Origin of the sequence: Microbacterium sp. F2E, assembly GCF_020905435.1 — a bacterium.
GTDB classification, from domain to species: domain Bacteria; phylum Actinomycetota; class Actinomycetes; order Actinomycetales; family Microbacteriaceae; genus Microbacterium; species Microbacterium lacticum.
In genome coordinates, this window is the sequence record NZ_JAJJIB010000005.1 from 78,411 (window position 1) to 95,299 (window position 16,889).

Sequence of the window (16,889 nt, forward strand, 5' to 3'; positions counted from 1 at the left end):
CTACCGACATGCGGTGGAGTGGACAGATGATCGGAGAACGGGATGCCTCCGCCCTCCCCGGCCTCGAGACGGTCGAGGGTCTCGTGCGCAGCGTCAAGACCCCCGAGTTCGCCGGAATGACCTTCCACGAGGTCGCCGCCCGCTCCGCGCTGAACCACGTGCCGGGCGCGTCGGCGATGCCGTTCGACTGGACGGTGAACCCCTACCGGGGCTGCAGTCATGCATGCTCCTACTGCCTCTCACCCGATACCCCGGTGCTGTGCGGGGACGGTCGCCATCGCCCCATCGGCGAGTTGTCCGTGGGCGACGAGGTCGTCGGTACGAGCCAGCAGGGCGCCTACCGGCGGTACGTGAAGACGGAAGTCCGCGCCGCGTGGACGACGCGCAAGCGTGCGTATCGCGTGAGTCTCGCGGACGGCACGGAACTCGTGGCGAGCGGCGATCATCGGTTTCTGACCGAACGTGGGTGGAAGCACGTGATCGGCGCCATGAGCGGGGCCGGGCGCCGCCCGTTCCTCACGATGAGTCACCGACTTCAGGGGTTCGGCCTGCGGGACGCGCGGACCATCGCCGATGGTGACCTCCTGAGCGCTGAATTCCGGCTCGGGTACCTCACCGGCATGATCCGCGGTGACGGCATGATCTTCCACGGCCGGTACAGCGACGCCACGCGCGTGCGAGACATCCATCGATTCCGGCTGGCCCTCGTCGACGATGAAGCGCTGACCCGTACGCGTACCTTCCTCGAGCACGAAGGGGTGCCGACGCGCACGCGGCCCTTCGTCGCCGCGTCGGACACGCGGCGCTCGATGTCGGCGCTCCACACCGCCCGATCAGCCGACGTCGCCCGCATCGAAGAGCTCGTGGAAATTCCCACCCAGCCTTCCGTCGGGTGGCTGTGCGGGTTCCTCAGCGGCATCTTCGATGCAGAGGGCTCGTTCTCGCGAGGCATCCTCCGCATCTGCAACAAGGACCGCCAGATCATCGCCATCACCACGCACGCGCTCACCGCCCTCGAGGTTCCTCACGTCGTTGAGCCCGCTCGCCCGAACGGTGTGATCACTGTTCGTGTCGTCGGCGGCCTGCCCTCGCACGAGCGGTTCTTCACCTCGGTCGCCCCAGCGATCACTCGAAAACTGGACATACTCGGCACCGCCGTGAAGACCGCCGCCGATCTGCGTGTCGCCTCAATAGAAGACCTCGGTGTTGAGATCGACATGGTCGACATCACGACGGGAACTGGGGACTTCATCGCCGGCGGCGTCGTCAGTCACAACTGCTTCGCCCGCAACACGCACACCTATCTCGACCTCGACGCGGGGCGCGACTTCGACGAGCAGATCGTCGTGAAGGTGAACGTCGCCGAGGTGCTGCGCCGCGAGCTCGCCGCGCCGAGCTGGCGGCGCGAATCGGTCGCCCTAGGCACGAACACCGACCCCTACCAGCGAGCCGAGGGGCGATACCGGCTCATGCCCGAGATCATCGACGCGCTCGCCTCGAGCGGCACGCCGTTCTCGATCCTCACGAAGGGCACGCTGCTGCGGCGCGATCTGCCGCTGCTGACGGAGGCCCGCTCGTCCGTGCCCGTGTCGATCTCCATGTCGATCGCGATGCCCGACGAGCGGCTGCGGCAGACCCTCGAAGCGGGGGCGCCGACCTTCGAGGCGCGCCTCCAGACGGTGCGCGCGGCGGCCGACGCCGGGTTCGCGGTGACCGTGTTCCTGATGCCGATCGTGCCGCACCTGACCGACTCGGTCGCCGTGCTCGACGACGCGCTGGCGCGCATCGCGGCATCCGGCGCACGTCGCGTCGTGTTCGGGGCGCTGCACCTACGGCCTGGCGCACGCGAGTGGTTCTGGCAGTGGCTCGAGCGCGAACACCCCGAACTCGTGCCCGCCTACCGCGGCCTGTACCCGCGCGCCTCGGTCTACGCCCCGGCGGGCTACCGCACGTGGCTCGCGGCGCGGGTGCGACCGATGCTGCGACGGCACCGGCTGGCGGGCGGCGCCGAAGAAGAGGTCGAGACCCGTCCGTCCCGCCCCGGTCCGGTGCGGATGACGAAGACCCCGGTCGCCGACCGGCTGTTCTGACCGCCGACAGCTCCGTCGATCGCCTGTCACGGGTTGGCGGCGCGGATGCCGTCGAGAGCTGAGCCCACGACGGCGGTCGCCACCTGCTGGTCGTACTCGTGACCGCCCATGACGACCCAGACGCCGCCGTCGAAGGCATAGACCACGACCCCCTCGCCGATGCCCCACGGGGCGTGGGTGAGGAAGGCGTCGTGACCGTCGATCGAGAACGACGTGTACTCGTCCGGCGCGGCAGCGAGCGCCGAGACGAGCTTCGACTGCGCCGCCTCGTCGATCTGCAGGATGTCAACTCCCATGCCGCTGTCGGAGTTCGGCACGCCCCAGATGCAGTCCTGGCGCGATCTCGCCCCGGCGGCCACCTCGCTTGCGACCGGACCGGGCAGCGGCGCGGGCTCTGCCGCGTCGAGGTACTGCCCGACGAACTCGTAGCGCTCCCACCCGGGCTGAGCCTGCACCACGTCCAGGGGAACCAGCGTCTCGCAGTCGGGGATGCTGCGCCCCGCGGCACCCGACCCGGAGGGCGCGGGGCTCGGCGGCGCGCTCGATGGAGAAGGGGTCGTCGTGACCGTCACGGTCTCGGTGGGCGTCGGCGATTCCGAGCCGGCGGCGCACCCGGCCATCCCGATCACCATCCCTGGAGCGAGGGCGACGAGACCGACGGAGTGTGCGTATCGGTTCACGCCCGACACGGTACGCAGCGTCGCCGCCGCCGCGGGACCCCCTCGTGCGATCATCTCGACCGCCCTAGAATCGGCGCCCCGCGGCGTCGAAGACGGCGCTCAGACCTCGCGCAGGCCCGCGATCACGTCGTCGCCCGGGCGCGCGTCGTCGAACGGCGCTTCGATCTCGGCACGCTCGAGCATCTCGGTCATGCGGCGGCGGCGCTGGCGCGTGATGAGCGTCACCACCGTGCCCGTGCGACCCGCACGCCCCGTGCGGCCCGACCGGTGCAGGTACGTCTTGTACTCGTCCGGTGCGTCGGCCTGGATCACGAGGTCGATGTCGTCGACATGGATGCCTCGCGCCGCGACATCCGTCGCGACGAGCACGTCGACCCGCCCCGACGTCAGCTTTTCGAGGTTGCGCGTGCGCTTGGCCTGGTTGAGGTCGCCGTGGAGGGCCACGGCGCGGATGCCCGCGTCGTCGAACTGCTCGGCGAGCATTTCGGCGTAGGCGCGGGTGCGGGCGAAGACGAGGGTCTTGCCCTCGCGGTCGACGAGGGAGGTGAGGATCTCGGCCTTGTCGCGGTGGTCGATGACGAGCACCCGGTGCTCGATCGTGCCCGAGTCCTGGTCTTCGCCGGCGACCTCATAGACGGCGGGGTCGACGAGGAACTCGTCGACGAGCGCCGCGACCTCGCGGTCGAGAGTCGCCGAGAAGAGCAGCTTCTGGGCATCCGCGGGCACGAGGCGCAGAAGCCGCTGCATCGGCTCCAGAAAGCCGAGCTCGGACATGTGGTCGGCCTCGTCGAGCACGACGATGCGGATCTCGGAGAGGTCGAGCTTGCCCTGCTCCTGCAGGTCTTCGATGCGGCCGGGGGTGCCGATGATGATGTCGACGCCCTTCTTCAGCGCGCCGACCTGGCGCGCCTGCGGCACGCCGCCGTAGATCTGCGTCGTGAACAGGCCGACGCTGCGGGCGATCGGCTGGACCGTGCGATCGATCTGCAACGCCAATTCACGGGTCGGCGCGAGGATGAGCGCCTGGGGGCTGCGGCCGAACTCACGGCGCTTGCCCGCCTGGCTGCGCAGGATCGACTCGACAAGGGGCGCGCCGAACGCGATGGTCTTGCCCGAGCCGGTGCGGCCGCGGGCGAGCACGTCCTTGCCCTCCAGGATCGGAACGATCGTGGCGGCCTGGATCGGGAAGGGGGATGCCGCGCCGAGACCCTCGAGCGCACGCACGATGTTGTCGCCGAGGCCGAGGCTCGCGAAGCTCACATCGGCGACCTCCTCGGCCTGGACGGCCTGCGCCTGCAGCTTCTCGTGCACCGTGTCGGCGTGCTGCTCGTAGGCCTTGCGCTTCGCGGCATCCTTCTCGTCCTGCTTCCAGTCCGAGCGGTTTCCGCCGTACGTGGGACGCTCGGCCCGACGCGGGCGGTCGTCGTACGAGCGAGCAGGGCGGTCGTCGCGGCGCGGGCGATCGTCGCGTTCATAACGGGGGCGGTCGTCGCGGAACGACGGACGGGCGTCACCGTAGCTGCGCCGCTCGCCCTGCGGCCGGCGGTCGTCGCGTTCGTAACGTCGGACATTCCGGTCTCCGCCGTCGAAACGGGCCCGATCCGAGCCCCGACGGCCCGAATCTCCGACGTTGCGAACCGGGCGGTCGTCGTACGAGCGGGCGGGGCGGTTCGAGCGGGCGGGGCGGTCCGAGCGGGCGGGGCGGTCCGAGCGGTCATCGCGGCGGGGGCGGTCGCCCTGCGCCTGCGAGCGGATGCCACGGGCCTCGTTGCGGCCGGCGCGCTCCTGCGCGGACCAGCGCTGCTTCTTCGGGGCCGCTTCCTCCGCCTCGGGGCGGTAGCCGCGATGGCTGGGGCTCTTGCTTCCGGGCTTGCCGGCGGATGACTGGCCGGGGCGGCGCTTGGCGTCCTGGTATGACGTCTTCTTCGCGCCGTAGCGCGGCTCGAAACTCTGCGCGCGGCTGCCGCCGGCGGGCTTCTTGTTTTTGGGCATGGTGTCCTTCTGGGTTCCTCATGTGAGAACAGCACTCCGCGGGCGCACACTGGCGCGGTCGCGGTGATCGCGACGAGGAGTTACCCGGACACTCGTCGGCCGGGGGCCATTCACGTGATGGTTCATAAGCGTCGATCGACGCTCACCATCGGCCCCGCTGAACTCACAAGGGTGTGGCACCCACCCGCGCTTGCGCGGTGTCCAGAGCCGACACGGCCAGTCTACCCGGCGCGCCTGGGAACCGTCCCTGCACGACCACTTCCGCTCGATTCTCCGAATTGCCCAGCTGGTGCGCCCACTGCGAGGCATCCTGAAACATCGACGCAACAATGACCGTGCACAATGGTCACGTGCTGGAGACCGAGGCCACCCCCACCCACCCCATCACGGTGGCGATCGAACGCCGGGTCGACCCCGCGCGGTCGGTCGAGGCGACGAGTTGGATGCAGGCGGGCACCGACCTCGCGGCGCGCTTCGACGGCTACCTCGGCTCGGGCTGGGTGCGCACCGGTGAGCAGAGCGACCTCTGGTACATGCTCTACCGGTTCCGCGACCTCGACACGCTCGAGGCGTGGGAGCGATCGGATCAGCGCAGCTGGTGGCTCGATTCGGGCCGGGTGTTCGCCCGCGAGGTGCGCATCGAGCGACGCACCGGCATCGAGGGCTGGTTCGACGCGCCGCTCGCGTCGTCCGTGGAGGCGTTCGCGGCAGCGGACATCCTCGCCCCCGTCGAGACCGGCCCGGTCGCCCTGCCGATCCCCGCGGCTCCCCCGGCGTGGAAGCAGGCCGTCACGATCTGGCTGGGCTTCTTCCCGGTGAACCTCGTCGGCAGCTGGCTGCTGCTCATGGTGCCGACGTTCGCCGACTGGCCGCTGGCGCTGCGCGTCGGCGTCAGCACGCTGATCTTCACGCCGATCATGGTGTTCTGGGTGCTGCCGTGGGTCACGCGGATGCTGCGGCCCTGGCTCACCCGCCCGCGCCGCGAGCGCGGCTGATCCGTCCCGGGTTCGACGTCAGCCGCGCGAGTCCCGGCCGCGGCGCGCGCGACGCGGATGCTCGGCTGCATCGGGTGAGGCCGAACCCGCACCCGCCTCGCCGCCCGCACCCGCCTCAGCGCCCGCACCCGCCTCAGTACCAGCACCCGAAGCCGACGCCCCAGCATCCCCCGCGATCCGGCGGTTGAGGCGGCGCTCGTGCGCGCCCTCGACGAGGTTGTAGAGCGTCGGCAGCACGAGCAGGGTCAGCACGGTCGACGACACCAGTCCGCCGATCACGACGATCGCGAGCGGCTGCGAGATGAACCCGCCGTGCCCGGTGATGCCGAGCGCCATCGGGGTCAGGGCGAAGATCGTCGCGAGCGCGGTCATGAGGATCGGCCGCAGGCGTCGCGACGAGCCGGCGATGGTCGCGTCGTGCGCCGAGAGCCCCTTGGTGCGGTACTGGTTCACGAGGTCGACGAGCACGATCGCGTTCGTCACGACGATGCCGATCAGCATGAGCACGCCGATGAGGGATGCCACGCCCAGCGGCACGCCCGTCGCGATCTGCAGCAGGATCGCACCGGTCGCCGCGAACGGCACCGAGACGAGCAGCAGCAGCGGCTGACGGAGCGACTTGAACGCGGCGACCATGACGATGTAGACGATGAGGATCGCGGCGAGCATCGCGAGGCCGAGCTGACCGAAGGCATCCTGCTGCTGCGTGAGCACGCCGCCGATCTTCGCGTCAGCGCCGGTGGGCAGGTCGACGTCCTGGATCGCGGTCCGCACCGTCGCCGACGCAGCGTTCAGGTCGTCGGTCGACGGGGTCACGGTCACGGTCGCGGTGCGCTGCCCGCGCTGCGTCGTGATCGAGGTGGGGCCCTCGCTCTGCTGCACGGTGGCGACCTCGTCGAGGCGGATGAGGCCCGCGCCCGACGCGATCGGCAGCGCCTTCAGCTCGTCGATCGTCTTCGGCACCGACGCGGCCTGCAGGTAGACCGTCAGCGTGGTGCCGTCGATCTCGACCGTGCCGACCTGGCGCGGCTGCATCGTGTTCGACACGAGCGCGCCGATGGCGACCTCCGACAACCCGAGCGAGGCTGCCTTGGTGCGGTCGACCGACACGGCCACGTACGGCAGCGAGGCCGACAGGTTCGAGGTGACCTGGCCGACGCCGTCGCGTCCGGTGAGGCCCGCGACCACGGCATCCGTGGCGGTCTGCAGCGCGTCGGCGGAGGGGGCGGTCACATCGACCTCGATGTCGCTCGAGGCGAATCCGCCCTGTCCCGAGGCGACCGTCACGGTGCCGACGTCGTCGAGATCGGCGAGCGCGTCCTGCACGTTCTCGCGCACGGCGACCTGGTCGGCGCTCGCGTCGGTGGTGATCGAGTAGGTGATGCCGGCGCCGCCGCCCGAGAAGGCGTCGCGGATCGCCGAGCCGCTCGACCCGATCGAGGTCTGCACGGTCTCGACGCCGTCGATGCCGGTGAGCACCGCCTCGACCTTCTGCGCCGCGGCGTCCTCGGCGTCGAGCGAGGCGGCGGGGGCGAGTTCCTGCGTCACGGTGAACGTGTTCTGGCCGCTGTCGCCGAGAAAGTTCGTCTTCATGAGCGGGGCCAGGGCGACCGTGCCGCCCAGCACGACGACGGCGATCAGCAGGGTGACCCACGAGTGGTTCAGCGTCCAGCTGAGCACCGGCAGGTAGCCGCGCTGCAGGCGCGAGGGCGGCGCGGCGGGGTCTTCGGGGTCGATCTCTTCGCCGTCCGCATCGTGCACCGCCTTGCCCGGCTTCAGGAACCAGTAGGCGAGCACCGGCACGATCGTGAGCGCGACGAACAGCGACGCGGTCATCGCGATCGCGACGGTCAGGGCGAACGGGCGGAAGAGCTCGCCGGTCATGTCGCCGACGAACGCGATCGGCAGGAACACCGCGACGGTCGTGATGGTGGATGCCGTGATGGCACCGGCCACCTCGCGCACCGCGAGGCGGATGGCATCGCCCTTATCGGCGTCGCCCACGTAATGTCGCTTGATGTTCTCGATGACGACGATGGAGTCGTCGACCACGCGCCCGATCGCGATCGTCAGGGCGCCGAGGGTGAGGATGTTCAGCGAGTAGCCGAACGCCTGGATGCCGACGAAGGTGATGAGCACGCTCGTCGGAATCGAGATGGCGGCGACGAGCGTCGAGCGCACCGACAGCAGGAACACGAAGATCACGAGCACCGCGAAGACGAGGCCGAGCAGGCCCTCCTGCGCGAGCGCCTCGATCGACTGCTCGATGTACGGCGCCTGATCGAACACGACGGTGAACTGCGCGTCGTCGCCGATCGCGTCCTGCAGCTGCGGCAGCAGCGCGGTCACCGCGCGGCTGACGTCGACGGTGTTGGCGGCGGGCAGCTTCGTGATCGAGATCGTGAGCGCCGGCTCGCCGTTCACGCGGGAGATCGAGGTGACCGGGTCCTGCGCGAGCGCGACGGCGGAGACATCCCCGATCGTGCGGGCGCCGCCGGCGGCCTGCGCGGGCGAGGTGGGCACGAGCGGCAGGGCGGCGATCTCGTCGACGCTCGTGATCTTCGCGCCGGTCTGCACCGTGAGGGTCTGGTCGCCCTCGGTGACCGATCCGCCCGGGAAGAGCACGCCGTTCTGGTCGAGCGCATCGGTGATCGCGGTCTGTGTGAAGCCGGCGGCGGCGAGCTTCGCCTGGTCGGGGGTGATCGTCACCCGCTGCCCGCGACCGCCGACGATCGAGGCGGCGCTGACGCCCTTCACGTCCTCGAGGTCGGGGATCGCGCTCGCCTCGAGCTGGGCCTGAATCGTCTTCTCGTCGCTGTACCCCGTGACGGCGAGCGCGATGACCGGCAGGTCGTCGATCGAGAACGACACGACGTTCGGCTCGACGCCGTCGGGGAGCGTGGATGCGATGCGGTTGATCGCCTGCTGGATCTTCTGCTCCGCGGTCGCCAGGTCGGTGCCGTAGGTGAACGACGCCTGCACGATCGACGCGTTCGTCGTGCTGGTCGCGGTGGTCGACTCGAGCCCCGGCACCCCCTGGATCGCCGTCTCGATCGGCGTCGACACGTCGTTGTTCACGACGTCGGGCGACGCACCCGGGTAGGTGGAGAGGATCGACAGCTGCGGGAACTCGATCGACGGGATGAGCTCCTGCTTGAGGTTCGTGAGGGCCAGCCCGCCGAAGATCGCCGCGACGATCGTGACGAGGGCGATGAGCGCCCGGTTCTTCAGACTCAAGACGGCGAGATGCGACACGGATAGCCTTTGCGGGGTGGCGGGCGCGAGGTTCGATACAGAGATGTATCGGATGCCATTGTCGCACGCGTCGGCGTGCCGACGGGCCCGCTCAGCGCGGGAAGAGCCCGCCGATCGTGAGGCCGACCGCGGCGGCCACAAGGCAGACGAGGAACGTGCCGAGGAGATTCACCCACGCCCAGTCGCGGCGGCGGCGCTGCGCGAGCAGCACCGTCTCGACGGCGACGGTGCTGAAGGTCGTGAATCCCCCGAGCACGCCGGCACCGATGATCGCGAGCCACGCCGGCGACACCTGCGGAACGCCGGCGAGAAGGCCCAGCAGGAACGATCCGACGATGTTCACGACGAGGATGCCGAGGGGAAAGGCATCCTTCCTCCCGCGAATGATGGCGCCGTCGAGCAGGTAGCGCACGCCCGCACCGATGCCGCCGCCCACGATGAGCGCGCCCCACTCCAGGACGTTCATTCGGCGCTCTCCGGCGACTCGGCGCCCGGGCGGCGGGTGGGGCCGCGCCCCACGCCGAGCCCGGCCGCGGCGGCCACGACGCCGCCGAACAGTGACACCGCGATGAGCAGCATCCCGATGAGCGGCGAGGCGCTCGAGACGGTCACCGACTGCACCGCGAACGCGCTGTAGGTCGTGAATCCGCCCATCACGCCGGTGCCGAGAAAGGCGCGCAGCCGCGGGTGATGGTCATCGAGGCGCCCGACGATCACGCCGAGCGTGAACGCGCCGAGGAGGTTCACCGCCAGAGTCACCACCGGCACGACCAGCGGGTTCGCCACGTCGCCGAGCGGCACGACGATCACCGCGCGCACCGCGACCCCGATCGCGCCGCCCGCGATGACGAGGAGGAGCACGGCCGGGGAGAACCACGCGCGCTGCACCATGTGGGCAGGATAGGGCGCGATCAGCCGAGGAGCAGGGTGCGGATCGCCGATTCGGGCGACACCGACGTGTCGAGCAGCATCCCCTTGCGGTAGCGGGCGAACACGCGGGGGTCGATGTACGAGCTCTTCGCGACGGTCGGGGTGTTGCCGAGCGCCTCGGCGGCGGCCTTCACCGCGAGCACCTCGGCGCGCTTGCGGTCGGTCTTCGTCGAGGCCGGACCGATGCGCGCGAGGGCGTCGGCGGCGAGGATCGTGCCGCGCAGGGTGCGGAAGTCCTTCGCGGTGAACGCTCCCCCGGTCATCGTGCGGACGTAGGCGTTGACGTCCTTCGGGTGCAGCGGCACGCGGCGCCGCCCGCGCTCATAGGCGAGCAGCGGCGAGGCGGGGCGGCCCGCCGAGAGCAGCAGCACCACCTCGGCGAGCTCGGCGTCGTCGATCTCGAGGTGCTGCATCTTTCCGCTCTTGCCGCGGAAACGCAGGCTGACGATGGATGCCGCGGTCGCGGCATCCCGTCGGCGAAGGGTCGTGAGGCCCCGACTGCCGTGGGTGACGAGGTAGCGCTCGCTGCCGACCCGCGGGGCGGCGAGGTCGAGCATGCGGAAGGCGACCGCCAGCACGCGCTCGCGGTCGAGGTCGGCGCGGCGCAGCGACGTGGTGACCCGCCCTCGCGCGCGCGGCAGCGACCCCGCCAGCTGCAGCGCGCGGGCGTACTTGCCCTTGTCGCGCCCGGCCGCCCAGTCGGGGTGGTACAGGTACTGCAGCCGCCCGGCGTCGTCGATGCCGGTGGCCTGGATGTGCCCGTTGGGTGCCGCGCTGATCCTGACCTCGCTCCACGCGGGCGGGATGACGAGGGCGGCGACCCGTTCGCGTTCGTCGGCGGGAAGGGCCGCACCGTGGGCGTCGGTGTATCGGAACGCCTCACCGGCGCGCACCCGCCGGTACCCGAGGTCGACCCCCGGGCGGACTTTTCGCAGCCGCGGCACGTCAGGAGTGTCGCAGCATGTCGATGAGCTCCGCTTTGCGCTTGCCGGAGTAGCCCGAGAGGCCGAGCTCCTTCGCGCGGGCGCGCAGTTCGGACACCGTCCAGTCGTCGTACGACCCCGCCTCGCCGCCGCGGTGACCGACCGCCTTCGCGCCGTCGCGGGCCACGGCATTGGAGATGCGGGCGGCCTTCTGCTTCGAGGCGCCGTCCTTCCGGAGCTCTTCGTAGAGGTGCGGATCTTTGAGCGAGGAGGGGGTGCGGTTCTGGGGCATACTTCGGCCTTATCGCACCGCGGGGCCGCTTGGCAAGGGGGTCCGCACGATTGCCGATCGAGGGTATTTTCGGGGAGCCACGGTGGCCCATTGTGGCCGTGGCGTCATGGAGTTCCCATGACCTCCCCCCGAAGGAAAAAGGAGCCTCCCCATGAACATCGCTCTTCTGATCATCATCGTCGTCGCCATCGTGCTCGCCATCGTCGGCGGCATGAACACCGCTCTGAGCTGGCTGCTGTGGGTCGCGCTGATCGTCGGAGTGATCGCGCTGATCGCGTTCCTGCTGCGAGTCGTGCGGGGCGGCAAGGCGTAACGCCTCGTCCCGAGAACACAAGGGCGACGCCCCTGCGGATCACTCCGCAGGGGCGTCGTCGTGTGTGCGGGTGCGCCCATGGCGCAGCCGCCGATCACAGGTGGGCGTCGGCGTAGGCGGCGAGGGCGTCGCGCACGAACTCCGCGCCCGCCTGTCCGCCGTAGTTCGCCGCGAAGCGGGGGTCGGCGACGTACAGCTCGCCGAGCCCGCGCACGTACCCGGCGACGTCGCCGTCGGGATCGGCGGCCGGTGTGCCCGGGATGCCGCGCAGCCACGCCACGTGGCGGGCGGCGAGCTCGTGCGCCTCGGCGCCGTCCGGCGCGATCGCCCGCGTCGCGGCATCCGTCCACGCGGCGCCGAGCGCCGCGGTCTGGGCCTTCCCGTCGCCCTTCAGGGCCTCGTCGAGTCCCTGCCACCACCGGTCGGAGTCGGCCGCGGCCTGCTCTCCCCAGCGCTCGGCGACCTCGCGCCGATGGGCGGTGTGATCGAACCCGTCGAACATCTGCTCTGCCATGGGCTCTTCTCCTTTCTTCCGTGTCTCGAGGGTCGATTCCACCGAGGCGATCTGCCGCGCGAGGCGCCCCTGTTCCTCTCGCAGCCAGGCGAGGTGCTGCACGAGCGCCTCGTCGACCGTCGCCGGCCGCGCGAGCACGTCGTAATGGCGGAGCGTGCGGCTCGTCGTTCCGGCGAGACGCGCGACCTCGTGGGTCGACCATTCGTTCATGGATGCCACGGTAAAGGTTGACGCCGCGTCAATGTCAACCTCGCGTTCGCGGCGCTCGGTCGCGGGCTTGGAAAGCGGGGTGTTGACAAAGTCGAGATATATCGTGTTTGATCGGATCAACGCGATATATCTCGATTCGCGCAACGCAGGAGACAGACCATGACGATCGAGAAGTGGCTCATCAAGCCGGGCGAGTCCCGCGTGATCGACCTCGAAGACATCCGCAAGCTCAAGATCGGCCTCGTCGGCGGCCAGGTGGACGTCGTCGCCCACGACGAACCGGGCGTGCGCATCGAGGTGCACGCGGTGACCGGCAAAGACCTCCGCATCGAGGCATCCGGCGACGTCGTCGAGATCGACCACGCACAGCTGCGCTGGGACAACTTCCTCGAGATGTTCCGCAACTTCGGCGCCGCCGGCCCCAAGGCCGAGGTGAGCGTCGCTGTGCCGCGCGGCATCACCCTGAATCTGGGCGTCGTCTCGGCGAGCGCTCTCGTGTCGGGTCTGCGCTCGGGTGCGCGTCTGAACACGGTGTCGGGCGACATCATCGTCGACGGGCTCGTCGGCGACCTCTCGGTCAACGCGGTGTCGGGCGATGTGCAGGTCCGCAGTCTCGACGGCGCGCTCAGCGCGAACTCGGTGTCGGGCGAGGTCGCCGCGACCGGCAGCATCCGCAAGGCCACCATCGACACGGTCTCGGGCGATCTGCTCGTCGACTCGACCGGACGCGTCGACACGGTGAATCTCAACACCGTGTCGGGCGAGAGCACCGTGCGCCTCGACGAGGGGCACGCCGCCAACTACGTGCTGCGCTCGGTGAGCGGTCGGGTGCTCGTCGACGGCATCAAGCGATCGAGCTCGGGCCCGACCAACTGGGTCGACTCCGACGGCGAGCTCAGCGGCAGCTTCGTCGACGTGCGCGTCAACTCGGTCTCCGGCGCGATCACGGTGCTGCGCCGCGCGGCATCCGTCGAGCACAACTCGTTCGACGAGGTGGCTCCGCACGTCGACGAGCCCGCCCTGCAGGAGGTCTCCGTCGAGGATGCCTCGGGTGGCGCGTCGGTCGAGGCCGCCGCCGACCCGGACCGCCTCGACGGCGACGGGTTCGGCACCGAGCGCCCCGACGGCGAGCGCCCGGACACCGATCGCCTCGACACCGATCGGGAGGCGTGAGCATGCCTCCCGTCTTCTCTCACGGCGACCTGCGCCTGTACCTGCTGAACCTGCTCGACGAGTCACCGCGGCACGGATACGACCTGATGCAGGCGCTCTCCGACCGCACCGGCGGCACGTACACGCCGAGCGCCGGCACGATCTATCCGCGGCTGGCGAAGCTCGAGGAGGAGGGGCTGGTCACCAAGAGCGTCGAGGGTCGCAAGACGATCTACGCGATCACCGAGGCCGGGCACGCCGAAGTCGTCGCGCGCGCGGGTGACCTCGAGGGCATCGAGGCCGGGCTCGCCGACAGCGTGCGCCTCATCGCCGACGAGGTGCGCGGCAGCGTGCGCGAGGCCATGAAGAGCCTGCGCGCCGACCTCGCCGCCGCCGCACAGGCCGAACAGGGCGCGGCGAAGGAGCGGGCGCAGTCAGACGACGTGGCGCGCGCCGACGCGCGATCGGCCTCCCGCGCAGATGCACGGGAGCAGGTGCGCCGCGCCGAGGCGATCGTCACCGACTTCCGCACGTCCGTGCGCACCGACCTGCGCACCCACCTGGCACGCGGCGGCTCGCTCGCGGCATCCGTCGTCGACGACCTCGCTCGTTCGCTCGACGACACGCTCCGCGACCTGGCGCGGGCCCTGCGCCGCTGATCCCGGTGCCGGACCGCCGCTCGTCGAGGCGCGGTCCGGCGCCGAGATCACTCACTTCTGTCCCCTATCCAGCCGACAGCGGCGGGGGCGGGGCCTCGCTTCGGGTGATTCTAAGGACTCGCCGTTCGCGTGCGGCGATAAGGACGGCGTCTTCTTCACCGGACACTGGGCCGTCCGCACCCCCACCGACTACGACGCCGCCGGATTCGTCGAAAGCCTCGCCGGCCAGCTCGGCTCCGACTTCGAACCGCAGTCCACCCTGGCGTCGTCCCGGGCACGGTTTCTGTCTCGCCCCGACGACGTCCTGGTGACCGTGACTGCGGTGCAGAAGGAGGACGGCTTCTCCAGCATCGACATTCTCGGCCAATCGACGTGCGCGGAACCGCCCGGTGAGTAGCGGCCTTCTCGGACGTGCCCACCGCTCCCGGAAGGGCAACACGTGTTCACCGAAACTCAACTGTGGCGCATCCACTTGGGTACACGCGCGCAAGCAGGTCATGATCGCGGAGGCCATCCAATGAGAAATCGCGTCGCGGCTGTCAGGTCTCGGCCCAGGGGTCGTCGTTGCCCTGCACGGGGTCGTCGAGCGGCACCACGAGGATCGGGCGCGACTGGCGGTGCGCGAGCCGCGCCGCGACCGAGCCGGTGAAAAACTCACGCACCGTCTCGCCGAAGCCGCGACGGCGGGTGCCCACGACGATCAGCCGGGCCTCGGCCCGCTCGGCGAGCTGCTTCAGCGCCAGCGCGGGATCGCCGACGAGCTGCGCCGTCGTCCACTCGACGCCCGCGCCGCCGAGGGCGGCGACCGCCGCTTCGCGCACGCGCGCGAGTTGCGCCTCCCCCGCCGAATTGTCGAGGTCGATCGGCGCGGTGTGCACGTAGCCGCCCGGGTCTTCATACGTGACGAACCGGGTCACGTCGACGTGCGCCACGATCAGCGGCGCCCCGAGCAGCCGCGCATAGCGCGCCGCCTCGGTCAGCACCCGCTGCGGCTGATCGGGGATGACCCCCACGATCACCGCGCGATGCGGCACAGCGCGAGACTCTGAATCAGCGCCGGACTGGGCATCCGCGCCCGACTGGGCATCCGCCATCACACACTCCGCTCGATCGACGTGACCACTCACCCGCGTGGCCCGGCCGGCACGAACCGCATCGTCACGAACCCGGCTGGAACGAACCAGGTCGTCACGAACCGCGAGGGGTCGGAGGCCACCGTGTTATCCTGAATGCTACTCTTCCCGGCCTCGGGCCGGTTCGAAACGCATCGTGAATGCATCGGGTGAGTGTGCGAAACGCAGCCGCACCGCCCGTGACTCAGAAATGAGGGGGTCTCGCATGGGGCGTGGCCGTCAGAAGGCGAAGCACACCAAGATCGCTCGCGAACTCAAGTACGACACGTACAACGTGAACTACTCCGCGCTCGAAAAGGAACTCGGTCACCACGACGAGGACCCGTACGTCGACAAGTGGGCCGACCAGTACGCCGACGAAGACGAGGACGACAAGGTCGAAACGGCCTGATCTCCCCCACGTCGGCTTCCCGCCGCGCCCGCGCGACATCCGCGCGCGTCCGCGTCACCACGTGCGGCCGGTGCGCTTCTCCCACTCCTCCTCGATCGTGCGGGTGTGGGTGACCACGTACCCCGCCGGGATCGCGAACAGGAACAGCACGCCGAGCAGCACCAGCGGCGCCTGCCAGCCGCCCGTGGTCTCGTGCAGCACCGCGAACGCCAGCGGGAAGATCGCCGCGATCGCGTAGCCGATGCTCTGGCTGAAGCTCGACAGCGCCACCGCGCCCTCGTGCGTGCGCGAGCGACGCTGGATCATCACGAGCACCGCGGGGAAGAGCCCCTGCGGCGTGCCGAGCAGCACGACCCACAGCACCGTCGCCGCGGTCGGGGCGAGCACCATGCCGAGCACACCGGCGACACCCGCGACCAGTGCGACGACGTACACGACGCCGACCCGGTTCCAGCGCGTGACGGCCATCGGCACGAGGATCGACCACGGCAGCCCCATCGCGCCGAACAGCGACAGCAGCGCGCCCGCGGCCGCGTGCGAGACGCCCGCCATCTCGACGAGCACCACCGGCAGCCACGCGAAGCACGCGTAGACGCTCGCCGACGAGATCGCGAACGTCACCGCCAGCGCCCACGCCAGCGGGATGCGGGGCAGCCGCCCGAGCACCCGCGGCGTCGGCTCGTCGATCTCGACGTCGGCGCCGACCGCATCGCCGGCGCCGTTCCCGTCGAGCCCGCGCGCCGCCGCGGCCCGACCCGCCGCGCGCTCGCGGGCATCCACGACCAGCTGCGCCACCCACGGCACGATCGCGGCGAGCGCGAACACCGCCCACATGCCGAGCGAGAAGCGCCAGCCCGCGGCATCCGCCACCGGCACCGCCACGAGCGGCGGCACGAACGCGGCGACGGCGAGCAGCGACGAGTACAGCCCCGTCATCGTGCCGACGCGGTCGGGGAAGTACTTCTTGATGAGCGGCGGCAGCACGACGTTGCCGACGCCGATCGCGGCGAACAACACCGCCGTGCCGAGAAGAAGGGCGAGGGCATCGGATGCCAGGGCGCGCGCGACCATCGCGCCGGTGGCGACGACCATCGCGGCGACCGCGAGGCGTTCCAGGCCGAAGCGCCGCTCGAGGGCGGGCGTCACGATGCCGAACACCGCGAAGCACACCGGCGGCGCGGCTCCGATCAGTCCGAGGATCCACGACGGCACCGCGAAGTCGGCCTCGATCTCGGCGAGGATCGGCGAGAGCGAGGCGACCGCCGAACGCAGCGAGAAGGCGACCAGCACGATGCCGGTGCAGGCGAGGAGTCTGCCGCGCCAGAGGGAGAGGGGGCGCGGGTCTGTCACTCGATCCAGC

Annotated in this window: 15 protein-coding genes and 1 pseudogene; 6 read left to right on the forward strand and 10 right to left on the reverse strand. The window is 70.5% G+C overall.

The window, feature by feature from the left end; all coding sequences use genetic code 11:
- Positions 1–26 precede the first annotated feature (26 nt).
- Entirely contained in the window at positions 27–2,090 is a 2,064-nt protein-coding gene (locus LOK55_RS05820; RefSeq protein ID WP_374107625.1) for an intein-containing Rv2578c family radical SAM protein, read from the forward strand.
- Positions 2,091–2,116: 26 nt separating this feature from the next.
- Here the strand turns inward: LOK55_RS05820 and LOK55_RS05825 are convergent, their stop codons facing one another.
- Together LOK55_RS05825 and LOK55_RS05830 are read right to left on the reverse strand one after the other, a co-directional pair.
- On the reverse strand, positions 2,117–2,770 hold the full coding sequence (locus LOK55_RS05825) for a hypothetical protein (RefSeq protein WP_229934627.1): 654 nt from the start codon (positions 2,768–2,770) through the stop codon (positions 2,117–2,119).
- A 99-nt stretch (positions 2,771–2,869) separates the two neighbouring features.
- The gene (locus tag LOK55_RS05830; protein WP_229934628.1) at positions 2,870–4,762 is read right to left on the reverse strand and encodes a DEAD/DEAH box helicase; all 1,893 of its coding nucleotides are present in this window, start codon (positions 4,760–4,762) and stop codon (positions 2,870–2,872) included.
- 350 nt (positions 4,763–5,112) lie between these two features.
- Between LOK55_RS05830 and LOK55_RS05835 the strand changes: the two genes are divergently transcribed.
- The gene (locus tag LOK55_RS05835) at positions 5,113–5,757 is read left to right on the forward strand and encodes an antibiotic biosynthesis monooxygenase (RefSeq protein WP_229934629.1); all 645 of its coding nucleotides are present in this window, start codon (positions 5,113–5,115) and stop codon (positions 5,755–5,757) included.
- An 18-nt stretch (positions 5,758–5,775) separates the two neighbouring features.
- Here the strand turns inward: LOK55_RS05835 and LOK55_RS05840 are convergent, their stop codons facing one another.
- From LOK55_RS05840 to LOK55_RS05860, 5 genes are all read right to left on the reverse strand, one after another.
- Positions 5,776–9,012: an efflux RND transporter permease subunit gene (locus LOK55_RS05840; protein ID WP_229934630.1), complete on the reverse strand. Its 3,237-nt coding sequence runs from the start codon at positions 9,010–9,012 to the stop codon at positions 5,776–5,778.
- Positions 9,013–9,103: 91 nt separating this feature from the next.
- On the reverse strand, positions 9,104–9,478 hold the full coding sequence (crcB, locus tag LOK55_RS05845) for a fluoride efflux transporter CrcB (protein WP_229934631.1): 375 nt from the start codon (positions 9,476–9,478) through the stop codon (positions 9,104–9,106).
- Complete coding sequence (locus LOK55_RS05850; protein ID WP_229934632.1) at positions 9,475–9,903, reverse strand: CrcB family protein; 429 nt, start codon at positions 9,901–9,903, stop codon at positions 9,475–9,477. Before LOK55_RS05850 ends, crcB begins: the two co-directional genes overlap by 4 nt.
- A gap of 20 nt (positions 9,904–9,923) precedes the next feature.
- Entirely contained in the window at positions 9,924–10,886 is a 963-nt protein-coding gene (locus LOK55_RS05855) for a DNA topoisomerase IB (protein ID WP_229934633.1), read from the reverse strand.
- A gap of 1 nt (position 10,887) precedes the next feature.
- Positions 10,888–11,157, reverse strand: a complete 270-nt coding sequence (locus tag LOK55_RS05860; protein ID WP_141381221.1) for a Rho termination factor N-terminal domain-containing protein — start codon at positions 11,155–11,157, stop codon at positions 10,888–10,890.
- Positions 11,158–11,308: 151 nt separating this feature from the next.
- On the opposite strand from LOK55_RS05860, the gene LOK55_RS05865 reads away from it, so the two are divergent.
- Positions 11,309–11,470, forward strand: coding sequence for a DUF2207 domain-containing protein (locus LOK55_RS05865; protein WP_141381220.1), 162 nt, complete (start codon positions 11,309–11,311; stop codon positions 11,468–11,470).
- A gap of 94 nt (positions 11,471–11,564) precedes the next feature.
- Here the strand turns inward: LOK55_RS05865 and LOK55_RS05870 are convergent, their stop codons facing one another.
- Positions 11,565–12,194, reverse strand: coding sequence for a TipAS antibiotic-recognition domain-containing protein (locus tag LOK55_RS05870; RefSeq protein WP_229934634.1), 630 nt, complete (start codon positions 12,192–12,194; stop codon positions 11,565–11,567).
- A 159-nt stretch (positions 12,195–12,353) separates the two neighbouring features.
- On the opposite strand from LOK55_RS05870, the pseudogene LOK55_RS05875 reads away from it, so the two are divergent.
- A pseudogene (locus tag LOK55_RS05875) lies at positions 12,354–13,157 on the forward strand (DUF4097 family beta strand repeat-containing protein); the annotation flags it as partial.
- 212 nt (positions 13,158–13,369) lie between these two features.
- Positions 13,370–14,005, forward strand: coding sequence for a PadR family transcriptional regulator (locus LOK55_RS05880; RefSeq protein WP_141381218.1), 636 nt, complete (start codon positions 13,370–13,372; stop codon positions 14,003–14,005).
- A gap of 539 nt (positions 14,006–14,544) precedes the next feature.
- Here LOK55_RS05880 and LOK55_RS05885 read toward each other — a convergent pair.
- Positions 14,545–15,099, reverse strand: coding sequence for a universal stress protein (locus LOK55_RS05885; protein WP_229934636.1), 555 nt, complete (start codon positions 15,097–15,099; stop codon positions 14,545–14,547).
- A 244-nt stretch (positions 15,100–15,343) separates the two neighbouring features.
- On the opposite strand from LOK55_RS05885, the gene LOK55_RS05890 reads away from it, so the two are divergent.
- The gene (locus LOK55_RS05890; RefSeq protein WP_196323494.1) at positions 15,344–15,529 is read left to right on the forward strand and encodes a DUF3073 family protein; all 186 of its coding nucleotides are present in this window, start codon (positions 15,344–15,346) and stop codon (positions 15,527–15,529) included.
- 54 nt (positions 15,530–15,583) lie between these two features.
- Here the strand turns inward: LOK55_RS05890 and LOK55_RS05895 are convergent, their stop codons facing one another.
- Positions 15,584–16,879, reverse strand: coding sequence for a CynX/NimT family MFS transporter (locus LOK55_RS05895; RefSeq protein ID WP_229934637.1), 1,296 nt, complete (start codon positions 16,877–16,879; stop codon positions 15,584–15,586).
- Positions 16,880–16,889 lie beyond the last annotated feature (10 nt).

Coding starts and splice junctions, on each gene's coding strand:
- LOK55_RS05820 (WP_374107625.1), top strand. CDS start 27: ATGATCGGAGAACGGGATGCCTCCGCCCTCCCCGGCCTCGAGACGGTC.
- LOK55_RS05830 (WP_229934628.1), bottom strand. CDS start 4,762: ATGCCCAAAAACAAGAAGCCCGCCGGCGGCAGCCGCGCGCAGAGTTTC.
- crcB (WP_229934631.1), bottom strand. CDS start 9,478: ATGAACGTCCTGGAGTGGGGCGCGCTCATCGTGGGCGGCGGCATCGGT.
- LOK55_RS05850 (WP_229934632.1), bottom strand. CDS start 9,903: ATGGTGCAGCGCGCGTGGTTCTCCCCGGCCGTGCTCCTCCTCGTCATC.
- LOK55_RS05860 (WP_141381221.1), bottom strand. CDS start 11,157: ATGCCCCAGAACCGCACCCCCTCCTCGCTCAAAGATCCGCACCTCTAC.
- LOK55_RS05865 (WP_141381220.1), top strand. CDS start 11,309: ATGAACATCGCTCTTCTGATCATCATCGTCGTCGCCATCGTGCTCGCC.
- LOK55_RS05870 (WP_229934634.1), bottom strand. CDS start 12,194: ATGAACGAATGGTCGACCCACGAGGTCGCGCGTCTCGCCGGAACGACG.
- LOK55_RS05880 (WP_141381218.1), top strand. CDS start 13,370: ATGCCTCCCGTCTTCTCTCACGGCGACCTGCGCCTGTACCTGCTGAAC.
- LOK55_RS05885 (WP_229934636.1), bottom strand. CDS start 15,099: ATGGCGGATGCCCAGTCGGGCGCGGATGCCCAGTCCGGCGCTGATTCA.
- LOK55_RS05890 (WP_196323494.1), top strand. CDS start 15,344: ATGGGGCGTGGCCGTCAGAAGGCGAAGCACACCAAGATCGCTCGCGAA.